This is a genomic window from Inquilinus sp. YAF38, assembly GCF_052113205.1.
Lineage (GTDB): Bacteria > Pseudomonadota > Alphaproteobacteria > DSM-16000 > Inquilinaceae > Inquilinus.
This window is the reverse complement of record NZ_JBFRCU010000192.1, coordinates 1-2340: the sequence shown is the minus strand read 5'-3', so window position 1 is coordinate 2340 and position 2340 is coordinate 1. Positions and strand designations below refer to the sequence as shown.

The 2340-nt window shown below is 71.2% G+C and carries 2 protein-coding genes; one reads left to right on the top strand and one right to left on the bottom strand.

Features of this window, described 5'->3' with window-relative positions; genetic code table 11:
* Window positions 1-321: 321 nt before the first annotated feature.
* Window positions 322-1725 carry a DegQ family serine endoprotease gene (locus tag AB4Z01_RS36100; RefSeq protein ID WP_441701657.1) on the top strand — a complete coding sequence of 468 codons (1404 nt, stop codon included), beginning with the start codon at window positions 322-324 and terminating at the stop codon, window positions 1723-1725.
* A gap of 336 nt (window positions 1726-2061) precedes the next feature.
* Here AB4Z01_RS36100 and AB4Z01_RS36095 read toward each other — a convergent pair.
* Window positions 2062-2340, bottom strand: a 279-nt coding sequence (locus AB4Z01_RS36095) for a hypothetical protein (protein WP_441701655.1), incomplete at its 5' end; no start/stop codon positions are given.

Genomic DNA, 2340 nt, shown 5'->3' with positions numbered 1-2340 from the left:
ATTTGAGTCCCCCCTCCCCTCGCGGGAGGGGGCTAGGGGGAGGGGGTTCTCTCGGCTTGACTCGGTCTTGGTTGTCGCAAGCGGGCGCAGACGGTGAGTTCGGTTCTTTGCCCATTCGCGCGCGGACGCGCGCAGACCCCTCCCCCTGCCCCCCTCCCGCAAGGGGAGGGGGGACTGAAAAAGGGCCCGATCTAAGATGCGCAAATCGAATTGCGGGAGAGGGCGACGCGTCGGAACCGTCCCCTCCGCGGCATGCCGGCTCATGGACGGCGGCGGGCGGCTTCGGCTAGACCCACGGCCATGACGGCGGATGGAGGAAGGATGTTGCGTTTCGCAGGCGCTGCGGCGTCGGTGCTGCTGCTGCTGGCCGGGCCGGCCATGGCGGAGCCGGTGGTGCCGACCAGCCGGGCCGAGATCGACCTCAGCTTCGCGCCGCTGGTGCGCAGCGCGGCGCCGGCCGTGGTCAACATCTATGCCCGCCACATGGTGGTCGAGCGGGCGAACCCGCTGTTCGACGACCCGTTCTTCCAGCGCTTCTTCGGTGACGACATGCCGGGCGGGCGGCCGCGGCAGCGGGTCGAGAACTCGCTGGGCTCCGGCGTCCTGGTCGGGGCCGGCGGGCTCGTGGTCACCAACCACCATGTGATCAAGGACGCGGACCAGATCACCGTGGTGCTGTCCGACCGCACCGAATACGAGGCCGAGTTGGTGCTGTCGGACGAGCGCACCGACCTTGCCTTCCTCAAGCTGAAGGATCTCGCCGGCCGGTCGCTGCCGTCGCTGCCGCTCGGCGACAGCGACGCGCTCGAGGTCGGCGACCTGGTGCTGGCGATCGGCAACCCGTTCGGCGTCGGCCAGACCGTGACCATGGGCATCGTCTCGGCGATTGCCCGCACGGCCGTCGGCATCTCCGACTACGACTTCTTCATCCAGACCGATGCGGCGGTGAATCCGGGCAATTCGGGCGGCGCCCTGATCGACATGAAGGGCCGGCTGGTCGGCATCAACACGGCGATCTACAGCCGCACCGGCGGGTCGCTCGGCATCGGCTTCGCCATCCCGGCCAACATGCTGCGCAGCATGATGCGGGCGGCGGAGACCGGGCAGAAGGTGGTGCGGCCCTGGCTCGGCGCCGACGGCCAGGCGGTCGACCGCAGCCTGGCCGAGGCCTATGGCCTGGACCGGCCGGCCGGCGTTCTGGTCAACGGCGTCGACCCCCGGGGGCCGGCAGGGCGGGCCGGGCTCAAGGTCGGCGACGTGGTCACCGCGGTCGACGGTCATCCGGTCGACGACCCGGAATCGCTGCGCTTCCGCCTTGCCACCCTCGACCTCGGCGCCACGGCGAAACTGACGGTGCGGCGCGGCAAGGACACGGCCGAGCTGGCGCTGCCGGTCGAGGCGCCGCCGGAGGATCCGCCGCGCGACGAGCGCGTGCTCGGCGGCCGCTCGCCCCTGGCCGGCGCCACCGTGGTCAATGTCTCGCCGGCCGTGGTCGAGGAGATGCGGCTCAACAACTCGGGCAAGGGCGTGGTGGTGACCGCGGTCGCCGCCCGCAGCCCCGCGGCGCGGCTGGGGCTGCAGCCGGGCGACGTGCTGCTGCGGCTCGACGACGAGGCGATGGAGAGCACCGAGGCGCTGGACACGGCGCTGCGCAACTCCCGCGGTCCGTGGCGCATCGCCGTCCAGCGTGGCGGCCAGGTGCTGGAGACGGTGGTGGGGCGGTAGGGGCGAGCGCGTCATCTCTCCGGCTGGGCTGGTCGTTCAGGACGGCATCTCAACTCTTTGTCGTCATTCCCGCGAAAGCGGGAATCTCTTGCCGATCTGGCGTGACGAGATCCCCGCGTTCGCGGGGATGACGAGTTTTTTGGGGTAGGCATGCGGCGGCGGCGCGGACGCGCGCAGACCCCTCCCCCTGCCCCCTCCCGCAAGGGGAGGGGGAGAGTGGAAAGGCAAAACGGCTTCGTAGGTTGGGTTCGCGGTAAGCGAACCCAACAGAGGCGCGGCGGCGAGATGTTGGGTTCGAAGGCGAACCCAACCTACGCGGTCGTGCCACGCTTGCCCTCAACTGCTGTCCGGTTTCGACGGCTTCGGCCAGGGCCGGCCGGTGTCGGATTCAGCCGATGGACGAGGCCAGTCGGGCTCGGGCCGAGCGGCCGCGGCTTCGGCAGGGGCGTTGGGTACGTGATCGGGGGGCAGGCAATCGGAGGTCTCGGCGGCGGCGGCGCCGTCCCAGTCCCGTGGCAGCAGGGCCGGGTCCAGGTCGCGCCGCTCCTCCGCCTCCTCGGCGGGTTCGAGCTCGGTCTCCAGGCGCTCGCTCTCGGCCAGGGACTCGCGCGGCTC

Coding starts and splice junctions, on each gene's coding strand:
- AB4Z01_RS36100 (WP_441701657.1), top strand. CDS start 322: ATGTTGCGTTTCGCAGGCGCTGCGGCGTCGGTGCTGCTGCTGCTGGCC.